Source organism: Alcanivorax sp. DG881 (genome assembly GCF_000155615.1).
Classification (GTDB): Bacteria; Pseudomonadota; Gammaproteobacteria; order Pseudomonadales; family Alcanivoracaceae; genus Alcanivorax.
This window is the reverse complement of record NZ_DS989915.1, coordinates 1,438,506-1,456,893: the sequence shown is the minus strand read 5'-3', so window position 1 is coordinate 1,456,893 and position 18,388 is coordinate 1,438,506. Positions and strand designations below refer to the sequence as shown.

The 18,388-nt window shown below is 61.1% G+C and carries 3 protein-coding genes; all 3 read left to right on the top strand.

From position 1 onward, the window contains the following. The first annotated feature begins 13 nt into the window (after positions 1-13). Genes ADG881_RS06540 through ADG881_RS06530 form a run of 3 tightly spaced genes read left to right on the top strand, consistent with a single transcriptional unit; the run spans position 14 to position 18,359 of the window. Positions 14-14,848, top strand: coding sequence for an Ig-like domain-containing protein (locus ADG881_RS06540; protein WP_007150140.1), 14,835 nt, complete (start codon positions 14-16; stop codon positions 14,846-14,848). Then, positions 14,848-17,061 carry an ATP-binding cassette domain-containing protein gene (locus tag ADG881_RS06535; RefSeq protein ID WP_007150721.1) on the top strand — a complete coding sequence of 738 codons (2,214 nt, stop codon included), beginning with the start codon at positions 14,848-14,850 and terminating at the stop codon, positions 17,059-17,061. Before ADG881_RS06540 ends, ADG881_RS06535 begins: the two co-directional genes overlap by 1 nt. Continuing rightward, positions 17,058-18,359: an HlyD family type I secretion periplasmic adaptor subunit gene (locus tag ADG881_RS06530; RefSeq protein WP_007151027.1), complete on the top strand. Its 1,302-nt coding sequence runs from the start codon at positions 17,058-17,060 to the stop codon at positions 18,357-18,359. The genes ADG881_RS06535 and ADG881_RS06530 overlap by 4 nt, the downstream gene beginning before the upstream one ends. Positions 18,360-18,388: the final 29 nt, after the last annotated feature.

The following is an 18,388-nucleotide window of genomic DNA, read 5'->3' as shown; positions in this document are numbered from 1 at the left end:
AAAGGGTAGGGCCATGGCAGAAGGAAGTGCAGTGGCTATTCAGGCGTATTTGAACCTGAATGGGGTCGTATGGAAGTTGATGGAGGATGGTTCTCTGGTTCCGTTGGAACCTGGAGAAGCGGTTCTTCCCGATGTCCCCTTGCTGGAATTTCCGGAGAGCAGCAGCCCGGAAGCCGATCTGGCGTCCTCTTCAAGCCAGTCCTCACTGGCGTCTTTCTTCACCAATGTTTCCCGTGATGGTGCAGGTGATATCCCGGCTTCCGGGTACCAGACCCGTGGCGTGGTCGATGCCGGGGACCATTCCCGTGATACCAGGCAGGGTCCGCCCCCGGACCTGCTCCCCAATGATGCCGCTATCAGTATCCAGATTCAGGATGGCGGCGATGGTTACGTAAACCGTTTTGAGCAGGATGCGGTGGATCTGGTGGGCACCACCACCGATATTCTCGATGACACCGTGGTGAATGTGATCGTTCTGGATGGCCAGGGCGGTTCTGTCACCTTTACGGCCGTGGTGCAGGATGGCCGCTTCTCGGTGCCCGATGCAGACCTGAGTTCACTGGCGGAAGGGCCGCTCACCGTGGTCGCTACCTATCAGGACCCTTACGGCAACCGGGTTACCGGCACCGACGACAGCATCAAGGATACGCTGGCCAGTGGTGTGGATGTGGAAGCCGCCACCGGCACTGATGATGTGGTCAATGCGGTGGAAGCGGTGGATAACACCCTTAGCGGTACCTTTGCCGATGTGCAGGCGGGAGCCGACGTGGAGGTGACTGTCAGCGGCGCCGGGCACGCGGATCTGGTATTGACCGCCACGCTGGATGCCAGTGGCAACTGGTCGATCCCCGACGTGGATCTGGACGTGTTCGACGACGGTACGCTAACCCTCACCGCCAGCACCGTGGACCAGGCCGGCAACCCGGCGACCATCACCGATACCGTGGACCTGGATACCCAGGCGGCCATCACCGCCGAGTTTGTCGATGCGGTGCAGCCGGATGGCGTGGGCGGTTATTTGAATGCCGCGGAAGGCCAGATGGCCGGTTTCACCGGCACGGTCACGGAGGTTGAAGATGGCCAGACGGTGACTCTGGTCATCACTGATGAAGCCGGCGACAGTCTTACCTTTACTGCCCAGGTCAGCGGTGGCGCCTGGCAGCTCGACAATCAGGACCTGTCTTCACTGGCGCCTGGTGAGCTGACGCTGGAAGCCAGCGTGGAAGACGTGGCCGGCAACCCGGCGACCGCCAGCGACACCATTATTTACGATCCCGTCGCCGAAATTCCGCGTCCGATTACGTCCGATGTGGGACGCATTCTGAATGCCGCTGAAGTCGCCGACGTGGACTTCAATGGCCGGGTCAACGACGTGGAACCCGGCCGTGAGCTGGACATCGTCATCGAGGACGGCAACGGCAACAGTGCCAGCGGTTCCGCAACGGTGCAGTCTGATGGCAGCTGGTCTCTCACCGGTGTAGATGTGACCGGGCTGGAGGAGGGCCTGCTGACGTTATCGGTGACCACCACGGATCTGGCCGGTAACGAAGCCACCCGTGAGACCTTTTATTTCAAGGATACCCTTAACGACCTGACCGCCGAGTTCGTCGATGAGCAGACCCCGGATGGTGTCGGCGGCTACTACAATGCCGATGAGGCCTCCGATGGGGTGACCCTGCAGGGGAGTGCCAACTTCATCAGTGACGGGCTTCCGGTGGATATCCAGGTTCGCGACATTCTCGGCAACGTGGTGGTAGTGAGCGGGGTCACGATTTCGGGCAATACCTGGCAGGCGGATAACGTTGATCTGTCCGGCCTGGAACCGGGCCAGATTTTTGTGCTGGCCAGCACCACGGATTTTGCCGGTAACCCGGCGTTTGGGGTAGACAGCTTTATTTATGACCCCATTGCCATCATCAACGATGATGTGACCAGCCCGGCGTTTTCTGTGCCGGTGGTGAATGACAACACCGTCAATGCCGCCGAAGTGGCGTCGGGTGTGGATTTTTCCGGTACGGTCACCGATATCGAAGCCGGTCGCACACTGGATGTGCTGATTGAGGATGGGGCCGGTGGCAGTGTTGCCGATACCGTCACCATTGCCGCTGATGGTAGCTGGAGTCTCACCGGCGCTGACCTTTCCACGCTCCAGGATGGCCCGCTGACCCTGACGCTCACCGGCACCGATATCGCGGGCAACGAAGCGACCCAGATCACCAATTTCCTGAAAGACACTTTGGCCAATGGTATCAGCATCACGGCTGATACCGGCGCCGATGCGGTACTGAATAACCAGGAAGCCCCCGACACCGTCCTGTCCGGTAGTTTCGACTTCGTACAGGAAGGCGCGGTGGTGGATATCACCGTTGGCGATGGGGTGAACCCGGCGCTGACGTTTCAGGCGACCCTGGATGCCAGCGGCAACTGGTCCGTGCCCAATGTGGATCTGAGTGGCCTCAATGACGGCGACCTGACGCTGACCGCCGAGACTGTGGATCAGGCGGGCAACCCGGCGTCTATTACCGACACGGTCGTTAAAGACACCAGTGCAGAGATCACCGCACTCTACGACGATCTGCAGCAGCCGGAAGGCATTACCGGTTACCTGAACGCGGTGGAAGGCCAGAGCGCCAGCTTCGGAGGTACCGTTACCGGCATCGAAGACGGGCGGGTCGTCGCTATCACCATTACCGATATCAACGATGACACTCTGACGTTCTCGGCCACTGTCACTGGTGGCGCCTGGCAGGTGAACGGTGAAGACCTGTCCTCGCTGGCGCAAGGCGACCTGACACTGACCGTGGTTGCGTCTGACACGGCGGGCAACGAGGCCACCGCCAGCGACGTGATTGAATATGATCCGGTGGCGCAGCTGGTGGCGGATATTGCCGCTGATGCAGGAACCAGTATCAATGCGGCGGAACAGGGTGAGGTGGATTTCACCGGCTCGGTTTTCGATGTGGAAAGCGGCCGGGATGTGGCCATCAGCATCGAGGATAGCGGTGGCAATACGGTGACCGGCACCGCCACCATCGCGGCGGATGGCACCTGGTTGCTGGCAGATGTGGACGTCAGCGGCCTGGATGAAGGCACCCTGACTCTCACTGCTGATACCACCGATGAAGCCGGCAACCCGGCCACCCAGACCGCTACCTTCGTGAAGGATACCCAGGCGGAAATCACCGCCGAGTTCGTGGACGAACAGGTGCCGGACGGCGTGGGCGGTTACTACAACGCCACGGAATTCCCCACCGTCACCCTGCAGGGCACGGCGCCGCTGGTGGAAGACGGCCAGACGGTTACCGTCACCGTGGAAGACGCATTCGGCAATGTGGTGAATGTGCCGGGTGTCACCGTCAGTGGCGAAACCTGGTCGGCACCGGATGTGGATCTGTCGGCCTTGCAGCAGGGCGATATTACGCTCACTGCCACGGTGACTGACCAGGCGGGAAACACGGCCACTGCCACCGATACCTTCATTTATGATCCGGTGGCGATCATCAATGATGACATCACCAGCCCGGCGTTTTCAGTGCCGCAGCCTGGCGACGATACCGTCAATGCCGCCGAAGTGGCGGCGGGCGTGGAATTATCCGGTACCGTCACCGATATCGAGCCCGGACGCACGCTGGATGTCCTCATCGAGGACAGCCTTGGCGGTACCTTTACGGATACGGTGACCATTGCCGCCGATGGCAGCTGGACGCTGGCCAACGCGGACCTGTCTGCCCTGGAAGACGGCACCCTGACGGTGACCCTGACCGGTACCGATATTGCCGGCAACGATGCCTCCCGCACCGACACTTTCCTGAAAGACACCCTGGCCAACGGTATCAGCATTACCGCCGACACCGGGGCCGATGATGTGCTCAACAACGATGAGTCCCCGGACACGATTCTTTCCGGCAGCTTCGAATTCGTGCAGCCCGGCGCGGTGGTGGATATCACCGTCAGCGATGGGGTGAACTCGGATCTGACGTTTCAGGCAACGCTGGATGCCGCCGGCAATTGGTCCGTGCCTAACGCAGATCTGAGCAGTCTTAATGATGGCGACCTGACGCTCACCGCCGACACCGTGGACCAGGCCGGTAACCCGGCCAGCATTACCGATACGGTGCTCAAGGACACCAGTGCGGAAATCACCGCGCTGTACGACGACCCCCAGCAGCCTGAGGGCATCACCGGCTACCTGAACGCGGTGGAAGGGCAGAGCGCCAGCTTCGGCGGTACGGTCACCGGTATCGAAGACGGCCAGACTGTCGACATCACCATTACCGATATCAACGATGACACCCTGACCTTCTCGGCCACCGTCACCGGCGGTGCCTGGCAAGTCAGCGGTGCCAATCTGTCCTCGCTGGCGCAAGGGGCGCTGGTGCTGGCAGTAGTGGCTCAGGACGTGGCCGGCAATGAGGCCACCGCCAGCGACACCATCGAGTACGATCCGGTGGCGCAGCTGGTGGCGGACATCGCGTCCGATGCCGGTAACAGCATCAACACGGCGGAACAGGGTGACGTGGATTTCACCGGTTCCGTGTTCGACGTGGAAAGCGGCCGGGATGTGGCCATCACGATTTCCGACAGCGGCGGCAATAGTGTCGAAGGCACCGCCACCATTGCGGCAGATGGCACCTGGCTGCTGGCTGACGTGGATCTGTCCGGGCTGGATGATGGCTCGCTGACGCTGCAAGCCAGCACCACCGACGAAGCCGGCAACCCGGCCACCCAGACGGCTACCTTTACCAAGGATACCCAGGCGGAAATCACCGCCGAATTCGTGGACGAACAGGTGCCGGACGGCGTGGGCGGTTACTACAACGCCACGGAATTCCCCACCGTGACCCTGCAGGGCACGGCGCCGCTGGTGGAAGACGGCCAGACGGTGACCGTCACCGTGGAAGACGCATTCGGCAATACGGTGAACGTGCCGGGCGTAACGGTGAGCGGTGAGTTGTGGTCGGCAGCGGATGTGGACCTGTCGTCCCTGCAGCTGGGCGAGTTGACCCTCACCGCCACGGTCACCGACCAGGCCGGTAACACCGCCACGGCCACAGACAACTTCATCTACGATCCGGTGGCCAGCATCAATGCTGATCTGGCCAGCCCGGCACTGGACGATGGCGTGCTGAATGCCGCTGAAGTCGCCGCCGGGGTGGACCTGTCCGGCACAGTCACCGGTATTGAGGGTGGCCGGGTTCTGGATGTGGAGATTACCGACCAGAGCGGCAACAGCGTGACCACCACGGTCACGGTCAATGGTGACCAGAGCCTGGACGGCGTGAATAACTGGGCCCTGGATGGCGTGGACCTGACGACCCTGGCCGACGGTGAGCTGACCATGACGCTCACCGGTACCGACATCGCCGGTAATGAAGCGACCCAGACCTTCACCTTCGACAAGGATACCGAGGCCACCATCACTGCCCGCTTTGAAGATGCGCAGGTATTCGAAGGCAACACCGGCATTCTCAATGACGCGGAAGATGACGCCACCGTGCTGTCCGGCACGGTGAGTAATGTGGAGGCCGGGGACGACGTGAACCTGACGGTCACCGATACCCAGGGCGGGCAGCTTACCTTTGTCACCCAGGTGCAGGGCGATGGCACCTGGTCCACCACCGAGGACCTGAGCAGTCTGGCGCCGGGCACGCTCACCCTGACCGCAGACACCGTGGACAACGCCGGTAACCCGGCCAGCGCGACCGCCACCATTGAGCACGACCCCAATGCCGTTATTACGGTCATCTCCCTGGACCAAGGCGATGTGATCAACGCGGATGAATCGCTGGCCACGGTGGTTAACGGCACCGTGACCGATGTGGAGCCTGGCCGTACCGTTCAGGTGGAAATCACTGATGGGGTGACCACGGTCACCACCACGGCCCAGGTACAGGGCGACCTGTCCTGGTCGGCGGACCCGGCGGACCTCAGTGGTCTGGCGGATGGGCCGATCACCATCAATGTCAGCGTCTTCGATAATGCTGGCAACGAAGCCACCAACAGCTATCCGGCGACCAAGGACGCCACCGCTGAAATCACCGTCATGTTCGAGGACGATTTCATCAATGACGGCTTTGGCGGTTACCTCAACGCGGATGAAGACGACACCACCACCGTGTCCGGCACGGTCACCGATGTGGAAGACGGCCAGACCGTGGAGGTGGTGATCACCGATTCTGCCGGCATCGAAGTGACTGGATCAGCCATGGTCGCTGGCGGAGCCTGGTCGCTGGATAATCTGGACTTGTCTGGCCTGGAAGAGGGGCCGCTGACGGTCTCCGCCACGGTGACGGACCAGGCCGGCAACCCGGTGTCGGCCTCCGACGATATCATTCACGACACGCTTGCCAGTATCGACGATACCGTACAGGTGTCCGCGGGCGTGGTGATCAACGCGGCCGAAGCCACCAGCGTTACCCTGTCCGGCACCACCGCAGAGATTGAGCAGGGCCGGCCCCTTGAAGTCACCCTCAATGATGGAACGTCTACCCTGACGTTCAATACCACGGTGGCCAGCGACGGTTCCTGGACGCTGACCAATCTGGACCTGTCCAGCCTGGATGATGGCACCCTCACCGTCACCCTCAACAGTGACGATCGCGCCGGTAACCCGGCCACGGCGTCGGACACCGTGGACAAGGACACCCTGGCCCAGGTGACCGTGGAATTTCTGGATGATGCGGACACCACCCTGGGGCCGAACGGGGAAATCGTTTACAACGCCGCCGGCGTCAGCGAGGTGCAGTTGCAGGGCACCGTCACCGGCGTGGAAGACGGACAGACTGTCAGCATTGTGCTCACCGACAGTGCCGGCAACCAGATCACGGTGCCGGATGCCACCGTCAGTGGTGGCACCTGGAGTGCCGGGCCGGTGGACCTGACCGGCTTTGTGGACGGTGGCCTGACGGCGCAAGTGAGCACCGAAGACCAGGCCGGTAACCCGGCCACGGCATCCACCCAGGCGGATATCGACCTGGGCGTCTTTATCGACATTGATACCGGCCCCGATGGTTTGCCGCTGACCCCTTTCCTGCTGCGGGCGGTGGATGAGCTGACTGGCACCACGGATGCGGAAGATGGCCAGATCGTGACCGTGACCCTGTCTGACGGCACCACCACCAATACCTTCACCGGCACCGTGTCCGGCGGAGCCTGGACGGTGCCGGTGGATGCCTCCGGCCTGAGCCTGCAAACCCAGTGGACTCTCAATGCCCAGGTGACGGATTTGGCGGGTAACACCACTGCGGATTCCACGCCCACGTTGATTGAGCCGGAGGCGGTGGTCCTGTCGGAAACCCAGCTGGAAACAGGAGGGATCGATCAGGATTCCGGGGATATCCGCATTCAGGAGGCGGATGAGGTTACCTTCTCTGCGACCCAGGACAGCCTGGCGGCAATGACCTCGGAAAGCAGTGCGGTCACGGTGGTGGTGGCCCCGGACGGTCAGTCCCTGAGTGTGATCCGCGACAGCGACGGGCAGACGGTGATGACGCTGGCCCTGAACGCGGCCGGCGATAGCGTGAATGCCTCCTTGTTGTTGCCGGTGGATCAGCGTCCGGCGCTGGACAAGTCCCTGTTCCAGGTGGCCATTAATGCCACCCAGAATGATGCGGACGGGACCTCGGAAACCATTGCTGCCAACATCCAGCTGGTCGTGAATGACTCCAGCCCCTTCGCCGAAGACGACACCGCCGAGGTGATCGAGGATACCTCCGCCGGTGGCAATCTGTTCGATAACGATACCGGGCTGGAAGCGCCCTTTACGCTGGACGTCATTACCCTGGACGGAGTGGATTACGCGGTCGCCCTGAATAGCCCGGCGGTGGTCAATACCGACAAGGGAGCCCTCACGGTCTATCAGGATGGTTCCTGGACCCTGGACGCGGCTCGCAACCTGGATCACCAGGTGGTGCAGGAGTTGGCATTCAGCTATACCGGCAGCGACGGGGATGGTGACTCCTCCTCCGCGGATGTGCTGATTACTATCAAGGATGGTGCCGCCGGCGTGGCCATCAGCGATAACGGGATGATCACGGAAGCGGTGATCACCCAACTCAACCAGCCGGCAACCACTGTCACCATTGAAGCCGGCTCGGATGATCTGGTGGCCGATACGGCCCGCTTCTACAACGATGCCGGCCAGCAGGAATCCCTGCTCAATGATCTGGGGCTCACCAGCCTGGGCCAGCCGCTCAGTTATCAAGTGGCGGCGGATGGCAGCAGCATTACTGCCATGGCCGGTGGTGTGGTGGTGTTTGTGGCCACCCTGGATGCGGTGGCGCAGGCAAACGGTGATCTGACAATTGGTCTGGAGATGGACCTGCGCCGGCCGCTGGATCATCTCAACAGCGATCAGTTGAACCTACCGTTCGCCATTATTGCCACCGATACCGATGGCACCGACGTCGACCCCGGCCTGTTCCAGCTGGAAATTGATGATGGCCAGAACCCGATCCTGAATGAATCCACCAGCGTGGCTCTGGACGAAGATTCCCTGGATGGCCAACCCTCAATCTCTGCTCAGGGAACGGTGGATGTGGCCGTGGGCAGTGACCGGATTGAGTCACTGGGGTTTGCCGCAGGCTCTTCGCAACCCGGTCTCTCCAGTGGCGGCGAACCGTTGCAATACCAGCTCAGCGCCGATGGCCAGACGCTGACCGCCTATACCGATGATGTGAACAACCCGGTGTTTGTGGCCACGCTACTGGACCCGGTAGCCGGTGAGGCGGACAGCACCATCAACTACGATTTCACCCTGTATCAGGCACTGGATCAGCTCGACAGTAATGGTAACCGGCAGGACCCGCTGCCCGTACCGTTACGGCTGCGTACGGAAGACAGCGACGGTGATGTGGTGAACCTGAACCTGGGTATTGAAATCAGCGATGCGGACGATCCTGCAGCGGTGATTATCGATACGCTGGATGTGAGCGAATTGCCGGCCAAGAACGGCAGCCACCTGACGGGCACCGACAGCGTGGATGTGGACATCACCGCCTCTGAAGATCCGGTGGTGGAAGTGGCCTTCCAGGTTGGCAACGGCACCAATGTCATGGATGCCGGTGGCCAGCCGGTTACCCAGAATGGCGTCCAGCTGCAATGGTATGTGGCCAACAACCAGACCCTGGAAGCCCGGGTCAATGGCCAGACAGTGCTGCGTTTTACGCTGCCGTCGGATGTGGAAATTGCGTCGGGCTCCAGTGGTACCGTGCCCCTGGATCTGGAGATTCTCGGCCCGGTGGATCATCTGGACAGCGACCTGATGTCCCTGACTATCCCGGTGGCGGCCATTGATGCGGATGGCAGCATGGCCTTGGCCGATGTGGCCGTGGACATTGCTGACGGGCGGGATCCCACCGTGCACCCCGCCCCGCCTGGGGTGCTGGATGAAGATGGTCTGGAAAATGGCGCCACGCCTGAGGGGACATCCTCGGTGGAGGTACAGGCGGGTAGTGATCAGGTAGTGGCGACGACCGTTGCCATGACCTCCGTGGTGACCAGCGGTGGCCTGGCGGTGACGCTGGCGGCTTCCGCTAATGCCAATGGTTGGTGGGTAGCGACCACCTCGGCGGGTGATGCGGTGTTCCAGGTACGAGTGGAAACTGATGGCAGCGCGAGCATGCAGTTGCTGGGCCCGCTGGATCACCCGGAAGGGGATAATACCCGCGACTCGATCAATGTGTCTTTTGATGTGTCGGTGACTGATGCGGATAACGATGTATCCGGTGATTCTCACCTGACATTTCATGTGGCGGATGATGTGCCCGAGGGGGCCACCCTGGAACGTACCATCACTGAAGGTGATGACATCGCAGGTAATCTACTGGCCGACGCCAACACCGTCGGGGCCGACGGCGGGTTACTGACCCAGGTGACCTATCGGGGAGTGGATTACACCTTCGACGCGCAAGACCCGGTCACTATTATCCTGACCGACGTCACCGACAATCAATACGGTGTTATGACGTTGCACAGTGACGGGAATTTCACTGTTGATACGGACGATGTATTCAATATCGGTGGCGCGTTTGATACCGATACCATGCAGGCCGTGGTTACGGACGGGGATGGCGATACCGCCAATCTGGATCTAACCCTGAATGTGCGGGATGCCGATGGCACCCTGGTCGTGCAACCCGTTGAAGGCGATGAAGATACTGCCCTGACGGTGGACCTGCGCGCGGATCCTGGTGACCTGGACCAAGGCGATACGATTACCCGCATCACTTTTGATAATGCCGCCCTGGAAGGCGGCACCCTGATGCTGGATGGCCAACCACTGCCGGTGGATGGTAGTGGCAACCCTTACCTGGATCAGTCGTCACTGGTGCCTGATGGCAGCGGCGCAGTGATTCCGGATGGTGTGCTCACGTTCACGCCGGCGCTCAATTCCTCCTTGCAGACCCTGGATCCACAATTGGACATGACCGTGGACGTGTCTCTGTCCGACGGCTCTACCCGGGAGTTCACAGAAAGTGAGCCGATCACTGTCCATTCTGTGGCGGATGCCCCGCTGTGGGATACGCCTGCCAGTGAGGTGGCCCTCCACGAAGATGACCCGGCAACAGCGGTGAACATCAGTGCGGAGCTGTTCGACACGGATGGCTCGGAAACCCTCAGTTACCGTCTGGATTCTTTCGATGATGAGCTGATTCTGGAGCTCAATGGCAGCGTGCTGAGCGCGGGTGCCACACTGAGCGGGGCCGACTTTGCCAACCTTACCGTGCGCGCCGAGGATGGCGTGGCCGGCAATTACCAGTTTGATGTCACCGCAATTTCCACCGAACAGGAAAATGGCGACACGGCGGAAACCGCGCATACCGTGAATGTGGCGGTGACCCCGGTGGCCGATCCGCCGAACCTGCGCCCCACCGGCACCCTGAACGAACTGGAAGATGCCCAGATTGATGTGTCCCGGCTGGTCAGCGCGTCGCTCAACGATGTGGACGGTTCTGAATCCCTGCAATTGCGGCTGGACGTGCCGGAAGGCTGGAGCGTGATCGGCCAGAACGGGGCGGTGGTCAGCAATCCGCAAACCGGCCGTTATCTGGCGGACATGGCCGATGTGGAAGCGGGCAATGTGCTGCTGATTCCCAAGGAAGACATCAGTTCGGTGTCTGTCCCCGGTGGCCTGTTCCAGGTCAACCTGACAGCGGTGGCCACGGAAAGTACACAGGATGGCCTGGACCCGGATCCGGAAACGGCGACATCCAACACGGCCACAGTGAATATCAAGCTGACCGGTGTGGTGGACGATCCACAGTTTACGCCGGATCAGGATGGCGCCTGGACCTGGAACGGCGACGTGGATAACAGTGTCCTCACCGGCACCCTGGATGAGGACAGCCTGCTGTCATTGAGCTTTATGCTGGGCTCCAGTGATGACGACGGCAGTGAGCGGTCGGACCTGGTGATCGGTAACCTGAACCCGAACGTCGACCTGGTAGACGTGAACGGTGATCCAATTGCCCTGCAGGTAGTGGGTGAGAACGGCGATGGTTTGATCTACCAGGTCTCGGCCAGCCAGCTGGCCAATATCTACCTGCGCCCACAGGCGGATTTCAGCGGTGCCGAGCCGGCGTTCACCATTCGCCAGGTCATTTCCGAACCGGACGGTGACAGTGAAAGCTTCAGCCATGACGTGATGCTGGATAACTTGCCGGTGGTGGATACCCAGGATGGCGAGAATATTGTCAGCAGTGGCGTGGAAGACGAAGTCGTTACGCTTAATTTGCTACCGAACCTGCTGGACAGTGACGGCAGTGAAACCCTGACTGAGCTGGTGATTACCGGCCAGGGGGCGGGCCAGCTCATGTTCGACGGGGAAACGATCAGCGTTCCTCCCGGCGGTCTGGATCTGGGGCAGCTGGCCTCGGATGAAGGCCTCACCCTGATGGAGCTCGCCAACAGTGGCCGGCTTACCTGGCGGCCGCCGGAAGATGCCAGTGGTACCTTCAGTGTGCCGGTGACTTACCAGATCACCGATACCTCGGAAACCGGTGAAACCGCAGTGGCCGATTACACCGGCAACCTGCAGGTGGATGTGTCCGCACAGGTGGATGTGGACGGTGAAGACCTGCCCGACCTGACCCGTCTGGAAGGCCCGGATGCGGTGCTGACCAATGATGGTTCCGGGCTCGACCTGAGCGGCTCGGTGCTGTTTGTTGAAGACGATATCGACGGCTCGGAAACCCTGGACTACATCGTTATTCGCATGCCCGCCGCCGATGGCTGGTTCGTGGAACACCCTGACGGTGCTGTTCACGATGGTAATGGCAACTGGCTGATTCCGGCTGCCGGCCTGACCAGTGACACCGCGGTGGAAAATGGTCTGGACCTGCTGGCCGGTGTCACCATTTATTCGGAAACCGCCACCGGAGTGGAAACCATTCTGGTCCAGGCGCGTGCACTGGATGGCAGCGACGCCGAAATGATCAGTGCCGAAGTGGATGTGGAATTCACCGGTGGCGCCGCCGGTACCGCCCAGGCGGTGGACTCAATCCAGGATTCCATCATCGACGGCCAGGAAGGGGAGACGGTGGACACTGCCGGCCACCTCAACACCGGTGCCGCCGGGGATGCCAATGATCAGGTGTCGTTCCGGGTGGATGCGGCGGATCTGCCCCCGGGGGCATCGCTGGCCGGTACCGATATTCGGGTGCTGCATGGCAGCGACGGCAAGACCGTGGTGGAATACGTCTTCACCCAGGCAACCCTCAATGACCTGACCGTGGTTGGCATCGACGAAGACATTGCCGGGGTGATTTCCATTCCGGTGACCAGCGTTTCTACCGACCCTTCCGGCGATACCGTCACCACCCAGGACAGCCTGGACATTGAGCTGGCGCCGGTGGTGGACGAGGTCAACGAGATTCCGGGTATCAGTGGACTGGAAGACGTGGCCACGTCACTGGACGTGGATCTGGACGCGTTGCTGGCGGACCGTTCCACCGATGGCGCCGAGGGGCTTGAGAGTGTCCAGAGTATTACGTTCCTGGCGCTGCCGGAAGGCTCTTTCGTGGATCCGGAAGGCCTGCTTGCCGACAACGGCGACGGCACCTTTACCCTGTCCGATCCTTCACGCATCAGCGATATTTATTTCCTGCCTCCGCAGCATCTGTCCGGCACGTTCAATGTGAACATGGAGCTGACCATTCTGGATGAAGTGTCCGGCGCCCTGACGGTGGTCAGCAATACTGACACCCAGACCGTGCCCGGCAGCATCGAGATTGAAATCGAACCGGTGACCGATCCAGGAACGGTGACAGCGGCGGATATTACCGGGGCGGAAGATTCTGACATTCCCCTTGGCGATCTTCAGGCGGAACTGGTGGACCAGGACGGTTCCGAAACGCTCACCGTGGTGCTGCAAGGGGTGCCCAAGGACGCGGTGATTCTGGTGGATGGTGTGCCGGTGGCCAACAACGGCCCGGATGGCGGCAGCCTGTTTGGCGAACCGACGTTCCAGTGGAGTCTGCCCCAGGCGGATCTGGCCAATGCGGTGATTCGTCCGCCGGCCAATTTCAGTGGCGATATTCCGCTAACCCTGCAAGCCGTAACCCTCGAGACCGGGACCAACGACGTGCGTACCGCGTCCCAGGATTTCACCGTGTTCGTTAATCCGGTGGGAGATGGTGTGGAGTTCAACGGGGCGGATGTGTCTGCCAGTGGCCAGGAAGGCGATGACGTCACCATTGAGGTGAATGCGAAAACCCTGGAGCCGGATTACGTCACCGATGGCCACCCCCGTGATGGCAATGAAGGGATGGTGCTGACCGTGCAGGTGGCGGATACCTCCCAGGCGACGGCGCTGTTGGGCTTGCAGGGTATTCGCGTAGGCGAGCGCACGGTGTCTTTCCAGCAGGTGGGGGGCGTGACCGTGGCGATTATGGCGCTGTCCGCGGCGGAGCTGGCGGATGGCCGTGTACTGGATTCCTTCGAGCTGCTCACCGGTCAGTTGGCGTTCGGCAATCTGGACCTGAATATCCGTATCGCCAGCACGGATCAGGCGGTGGTGAACGGAGAGACCGTCAATGCCATCAGCCCGCCGCAGCTCCAGCAAGTGAGTGTGCAACTCACTGCCTTGCCGGATGCGCCGGATGTGGATCTGGGCTTTGATAATTTTTATGTGGAAGCCGGTGCCGGCGATGTGCCGCTTGCCATCGATATGGAAGCGCTGAACCCGGCACCGGGTGAAGAGGCCACGCTTATTGTTGAGGGTGTTCCCGACAATATACAGCTCAGCGCCGGTACCCAGGTGGATGGCCATTGGGAAGTGCCGGCGGATCAGGTGCCCGGGCTGGCACTGGTGAATCCGGGCACCGTCTCGGACTTCACATTGACAGTCTATGGTCGTTCCGAGCTGGATGGGGAGGCTGCAGAGGGTGACCCGCAGACGCTGGATGTGAGCGTGCACGGAGCCGGCGCCACGGTGATTACCGGAACGGCCCAGAACGACTGGATCGCTGGTGGTGATGGCGATGACACCCTCACCGGCGGTGCCGGGGCGGACAGTTTTGTGTTCCGCCAGGCCGATTTGCTCGGCGCGGGCAACGATGCCTCTGACACCATTACGGACTTTTCCGTCACGGATAATGATCGCCTGGATCTGAGTGACTTGCTGGCGGGCACGCCTGCCACGAACGGGACGGAACTGGATGCGGTGATCGACATTCAGGATAACGGCACCAGTGTGGTGTTCACTATCTCCCCGGACGGCCAGGCGGTGTCCCAGGTCGTTACCCTGGATAACACTTCGGAAACTGAGTTGTTTGGTGGTGATGTGAGTGGTCTTACCGAGGCGGAAATGCTTCAACAATTGCTGGATAACCAGGTGCTGATTACCTGATGACTGCAAAACCGAAAGACATCCCCGGCGTTGCGCCGTCACCGCTGGCCCCTTGGCAGCAGGCGATTGCCGCGCTGGCCAGGGAGCTCGCCTGTCCTCTGCCGGATCTGCCTTGCGAGGATTTTGTCTCTGTCAGGGCCGAGACGGGTGAGACCTCGTTGAACGCGCCTGCGCTGGCCGCGTTGTTGGCGGAGCGTGGTGTTCAGCTCACGGAAACCGATGCGCCGCGTTGTGAAAAAGCGGCCACCCATAGCGGTATTTTTCTGGTCGTGGATAACGCCGGTCTGCCCCATGTGTTGGTGGGGTTCACCGCTGAGACTGGCCTGTTGCCGCCGCAGGGTGATGAGGCGCAGTCGGCTACGCTGCCGCGTGAGCAGATCGCGCAGTTATGGAATGTTCACGTGCTTGATCCGGCCGACCGGCGGGCCGAAGAACTGCACGCGGGCAAGGGACGTCACTGGCTGTGGGGCTTACTCACAGGGCAGCGTCGCTGGTACCGGGATCTGCTGTTGGCGTCGGTGCTGGTGAATGTGCTGGGGCTGGTGGTGCCGCTGTTTACCATGAATGTCTACGACCGCGTGGTGCCTAACCAGGCCATCGAAACCCTGTGGGTGTTGGTGTCCGTGGTGCTGATCGTGTTGCTGTTCGACTGGCTGCTGCGCGGCGCCCGTGCCCGGATTACCGATTATGCCGGGCGTGAAATCGATATCACCGTGTCCCAGCGCCTGTTCGAGAAGCTGTTGGGCATGGAGCTGCGTAACCGGCCGCAATCCGCGGCGGTGTTTGCCAAACAGGTGCAGGAATTCGATTCGGTGCGGGATTTTCTTACCAGTGCGACCATGGTGGCACTGGTGGATCTGCCGTTCAGTATTTTGTTTATCGCACTGATCGCCTGGCTGGGCGGGCCGCTGTTTCTGGTGCCACTGGGGGCCATGTTGCTGCTGACGGCCTATGCCTGGGTGCTACGCAAGCGGGTGGCCATTGCCATCGAAAATGGCGCGCGGTTCAGCTCCCAGCGCCAGGCCATGCTGATGGAAACCCTGCAAAATCTGCCGGATATCAAGCAAACCAACATGCAGGCCAGCCACAAGCGTCGCTGGCGCAATCTGGTGGCCTCGCTGGCAGATAACAGCATCGACTCTCGGGAAGCGATCAATGCACTTTCCCATGCCATCAGCTCGACTCAGGGGCTGGTTACCGTCCTGTTAATTGTCTTCGGTGTCTATCGCATCGCCGCTGGTGACTTGAGCATGGGCGGTTTGATTGCGGTGGTCATGTTGTCCGGTCGCATGGGCGGCACGGTGAATCAGGTGTCCATGCTGTTACTGCGCGGCCAGCACATGAAAACGGCGCTGTCGGCGCTGGATACCATCATGGCGCTGCCGCAGGAGCGACAACTGGCCACCGAGTTTGGCGCCCAGCGGTTCGACGGCAATATGCGCCTGCAGAACGTCACCTTCCATTGGCCGGAAGCGCAATCGCCCGCATTGCGGGACGTGGATCTGCAGATCCGTCCGGGAGAGCGGGTGGCACTGTGTGGCGCCTCCGGTAGCGGCAAATCCACCTTGCTGTCGTTGCTGGCCGGGCAGATGGAACCGGATAGTGGCCGGGTCCTGTTTTCCGGGGTGGAGCGTAATCTGTGGCCCATGCCGCGTTTGCGTGAATCGATTGCCTGCTGTGGGCAAACGCCGGGATTGTTCTGGGGTAGCCTGCTGGAAAATATCGTTGCCGGGCAGTCGCAACTGGATGAAAAAACCTTGCTGCGCGTGTTACGTGACAGTGGCGTCGAAAGCTTTCTGGATCGCATAGAAAACGGCCTGCAATGTCAGGTGGGGGAGTTTGGTCAGCACTTGTCTGGGGGCCAGCGTCAGGCCGTGGCGCTGGCCCGTACGCTGCTCAAGCCGGCCCGTGTCTATTTGCTGGATGAGCCCAGCAGTGCCATGGATCAGACCCTGGAGCAGCAGGTCGTGAAAGGGCTGGCACGTCTCCCCGCCGATGCCACTGTGGTAATTGCCAGCCATCGCCCGGCATTACTGGGCTTGTGTGACCGGGTCATCATGCTCGATCAGGGCAGGATACAGGCCGACGGTGCGGCCCGTGCCGGCAAGGCCTCTGCCGCCAGAGCGTCACGGGTTACCTTGCGCAAAGGAAATGAAAGCTGCGGTGACAAGACCGGCGACCCGGCGAATAAAGACGGGGAGGGGAGCGAATGAGCGAATTGAGCCCCACCGAACGTTTGCGCAAAGCCTGGCGAGCCCGGCAGGTTACCTGGCTGGCCAGTGGTTTGATCGTGTGTGTCCTGGTGTGGGCGGTGTTCGCGCAACTGGACCAGGTGGTGGTGGCCCAGGGGCAGATGATCCCGACACGCACGGTTCAGAAAATTCAGTCGCTGGAGGGCGGCATTCTGAAAAGCATGCTGGTGGAAGAGGGGCAGATGGTGGAAGCGGGCCAGCCCCTGCTGGAACTGGACGACACCCGCTTTCGGGCCAGTGTTGAAGAGGCGGGGCAAAGCATTCGGGGGTTGGAGGCTGCCCAGGCACGCCTGCAGGCCGAGTTGGCCAGCGTGGCTATTGATAACGGTGATGTATTGGTGAGCCCGGTTCCCATGGCAGAACCGGCGACGCCATCGCCGGGCTGGGAATCGGAGCGGGCTGCGTTGGCGGGCCGCCTGGCGTCCTTGCAAGGCCGCTTGTTTCAAGCTGATCGTCGGGTAGAGCAGCAGCGCCAGATTCAGCAGGAAGCCCAGCGCAACCTGCGTACCCAGCAACAAAGTCTGGCGCTGCAGCGCCAGGACCTGCAGGCACTGGAATCGGCGGTGAATGATGGCGTGCTGCCGATTTCCGAATTCCGTCAGGCGAAGCGGGATCAGGTGGCGCTCAAGGGCGAGGTGGATCGCGCCTCATTGCAAATCGCTCAGTATGGCGCTGCGCTGCAGCAAGCCATCGCAGAGCGTCGCAGTATCGCCGCGGAATTCCGGGCCGAGTCCCAGGCGGAACTGATTGAGGTGGAAACTCGGTTGGCTCAGGCCCAGGAAAAGCAGCCGGCCCTGCAGGATCAGTTAACCCGTACCACCATGGTCGCACCGCTGCGTGGCATCGTGAAAAACATCGCTTTTCGTTCCCTGGGCGGAGTGATTCGCCCGGGGGAGGCGATCATGGAAATTGTGCCGGTTGAGGATGCGTTGATCGCCGAAGCACGGGTCAGCCCGAAAGACATTGCCTGGGTAAAAGCCGGGCTGGACACGCAGGTGAAATTCTCCGCTTATGACTTTACCAGCCACGGGGGGATGCCTGGGCAGGTGGAATATGTCAGTGCGGATGTGCTGCGTGACGAAGAGGATAACCCCTATTACCGGGTTAAGGTGGCGCTGCAGGGATTGAGTCAGCCTGATCAGCCGATCATGCCGGGGATGCAGGTCACTATCGATATTATGACGGGCAAACGGACGGTGATGAGCTATTGGCTCAAGCCGCTGTTGCGCGCCAGACAGACTGCCATGCGGGAGCCTTAGAAGATGGAAAAAACGTTGTTGCCTTCAAG